General features: G+C 63.9%; 3 protein-coding genes. All 3 read left to right on the plus strand.

Annotated features, from left to right (window positions below):
* Positions 1–895 (plus strand): beta-ketoacyl-ACP synthase (locus tag EN914_RS29510; RefSeq protein ID WP_127389452.1); only part of this gene is annotated, 895 nt, incomplete at its 5' end.
* 43 nt (positions 896–938) lie between these two features.
* Positions 939–2,216, plus strand: a complete 1,278-nt coding sequence (locus tag EN914_RS29515; protein ID WP_013531223.1) for a beta-ketoacyl-ACP synthase — start codon at positions 939–941, stop codon at positions 2,214–2,216.
* Positions 2,217–2,252: 36 nt separating this feature from the next.
* Positions 2,253–3,220: zinc-binding dehydrogenase (locus tag EN914_RS29520; RefSeq protein WP_127389453.1), on the plus strand; the 968-nt coding region annotated here is incomplete at its 3' end.

Genomic DNA, 3,220 nt, shown 5'->3' on the forward strand with positions numbered 1-3,220 from the left:
GGACATGGTTGTGGCGGCGGGCGGCGGCGAGCGCGACGAGGCGGTCGATGCCGCCATTCTCGCCGCTTCGGAAAGCCGCAATGACCGCGATGTACTGCTCAACGAGAAATTGACCACCGAATTGCGCCCGACACTGTTTCTGGCCCAATTGTCCAACCTGCTCGCCGGCAACATCTCCATCGTCCACAAGGTCACCGGTTCGTCCAGAACCTTCATGGGCGAGGAAGGTGCCGGTGTCGCCGCGGTTGAAACGGCCGCCGCACGCATCCGCTCGGGTCAGTCGACGCATATCCTGGTCGGCGGTGCCTTCCAGACCGAACATTCCGATATGCTGCTCGGCTATGAACTCGCCGGCTATCTGCATCGCGGCCCATGGAAGCCGGTTTGGCAAAGACAGGGCACTGAGGGCGGTGGCGTCGTGACCGGCTCCGGCGGCGCCTTCCTGGTGCTGGAGCAGCGCGAACACGCGATGAGCCGCGGCCGCAAGATCTATGCAGAACTTGGACCGGTCGTCTCCGGCCGCGCCCGGCGGCCACGGGGAGAACTCGACGCCGAGATCGCCGCACTGCTCAAGCAGGCTGCATTGCCGAACGGCAAATTGCTGACCCTGTCGGGCGCATCGGGGGCGCATGCGGCGACAACAGCCGAGAAGGCAGCGCTCGATGCCAATCCGGCGATCGCCGCGCGTGGCTTCTCGACGCTGACCGGGCACATGAAGGAAGCACAGTTTCCTTTCGCTGTGGCACTGGCGGCACTCGCTGTCGACCGCAAGGCCGCCTATCCTGTTTTTGATGCCGCAGCCGAGACGCCGTTCGAAGGCGTTCCCCAATCCGTCCTTGCAACGGCGATCGGCTATCACCAATTCGAGGGCATGGCGCTGGTCAATGCCGCGTAACGCGGCTCCATGACCCATGCTGCAACGATAAGAGGGCTCCCGGATGGCCAATCTCAGAGATCACATGGGCAGGCCGATCGTCGCCGTCACCGGCATCGGCGTGGTGACCTCGCTTGGCGTCGGCAAATCAGACAATTGGGCGGCACTGACCTCCGGCAAGTCGGGCATTCACCCGATCACCCGCTTTCCCATCGATCAATTGAACACCCGCATCTCCGGCATGGTCGATTTCCTGCCGTCGAGCTCGAAGGGCGCCAGCCCACTCACCTATGAGCTAGCCGAGCTTGCGGGCTTAGAAGCGGTGAGCGAAGCCGGTCTTGATTCCAGCGATTTCGGCGGACCGCTCTTCCTCGCATCGCCGCCAGTCGAACTCGACTGGGCCGAGCGCTTCTCGCTCTACAATTCTGACAAGGACAAGGATGACACCGCCGCCGAAAGACTGCTTCGGGTCGCGCGTAGCTTGAAAGAGCTGGATATTTTCGAGACCACCCAGTTCGGTTCGATCGCCGGCCGCCTTGCCGATCGCCTTGGCACGCGTGGTCTGCCGATCACGCTGTCGACGGCTTGCGCTTCAGGCGCCACCGCGATTCAGCTCGGTGTCGAGGCGATCCGACGCGGCGAATGCGACCGTGCGCTGTCGATCGGCGCGGACGGTTCCGCGACCGCCGAGGCATTGATCCGTTTCTCATTGCTTTCGGCGCTCTCCACGCACAACGACATCCCCGAAAAGGCGTCGAAACCCTTCTCCAGGGATCGCGACGGCTTCGTGTTGGCCGAGGGATCCGGGGCGCTGGTGTTGGAATCGCTTGAGACGGCATTGGCTCGCGGCGCGACTATTCTCGGCGTCCTGGGCGGTTGCGGCGAGAAGGCCGACGACTTCCACCGCACCCGCTCCAAACCGGACGCTTCACCGGCCATCGCCGCGGTCCGCGCCGCCCTCGTCGATGCCGGACTGGGTGAAGACGAGATCGACTACGTCAATGCCCACGGCACCTCGACGCCCGAAAACGACAAGATGGAGCATCTGGCGCTGTCGACGGTGTTCGGCGAGCGGATCGGCTCTATGCCGGTCTCGTCGAACAAATCGATGATCGGTCACACGCTGTCGGCGGCGGGCGCTGTCGAGGCGGCTTTCTCGCTGATGACGATGCGCGAAAGCGTCATTCCGCCGACCATCAACTATGACAATCCCGACCCCGCGATCGTGCTCGACGTGGTGCCGAACAAGAAGCGCAACGCCGAGGTCCGCACCGTTCTGTCGAGCTCCTTCGGCTTCGGCGGCCAGAACACTTGCCTTGTCATGGCGCGGGAACCGGTCTAAGCGACCTTTTTCAGCCAGACTGAACCGACAGGCCCCATGCGCGCATTGCAACTTATAGAGGACCGCCGTCTTGAGACGGTGGACCTGCCGCCTCCTCCACCGCCGGCACTCGGCGAAGTCACGCTGCGCATCAAGGCAGTAGCGCTGAACCATATCGACGTCTGGGGCTGGCGCGGCATGGCCTTCGCCAAGCGCAAGCTGCCGCTGGTCGTCGGCGCGGAGGCCTCCGGCGAGGTCGAGGCGGTTGGCCCCGGCGTTTCCAGCCTGCTGCCCGGACAATTGGTGTCGATCTATGGCGCACGCACCTGCGGCCTCTGCCGAGCCTGCCGCGAAGGCCGCGACAACCTCTGCGAACATGTTTCGGGCGTGCACGGTTTCCATCTCGACGGTTTCGCGCAGGAGAAGATCAATCTGCCGGCCCGCCTGCTGGTCCCTGCCCCGCCCGGCGTGACCGACATCGGGGCGGCGGTGGCGCCCGTCACCTTCGGCACCGTCGAGCACATGCTGTTCGACAACGCCAGGCTTCAACCCGGCGAAACCATCCTTATCCATGCCGGCGGATCCGGCATCGGCTCGGCGGCCATCCAGTTGGCCAAGCGGATGGGTTGCACGATCATCACTACGGTCGGCTCCAACGACAAGATCGACAAGGCCAAGGCGCTCGGCGCCGACCATGTCATCAACTACCGCGACGACCGTTTCGAGGGCGTCGTGCGCAAGCTGACCAAGAAGAAGGGCGTCGACGTCGTCTTTGAACATGTCGGCGCCGACACATTCGCCGCCTCGATGCTGTGCCTGAAGCGTGGCGGCCGCCTGGTGACCTGCGGTTCGACCTCCGGCGTGTCGACGCAGATCAATTTGATGCAGCTGTTCCAGCAGCAATTGAAACTGCTTGGCTCCTTTGGCTGCCGCATGGAAAACATGGCCAACGCCATGCAGAAAATGGCGGCGGGACAGGTCGCACCCGTCATCGACACCGAAGTCGGCTTCGACGGTATTGACGC

It is taken from the genome of Mesorhizobium sp. M7A.F.Ca.CA.001.08.2.1 (assembly GCF_003998455.1).
GTDB classification, from domain to species: Bacteria; Pseudomonadota; Alphaproteobacteria; order Rhizobiales; family Rhizobiaceae; genus Mesorhizobium; species Mesorhizobium ciceri.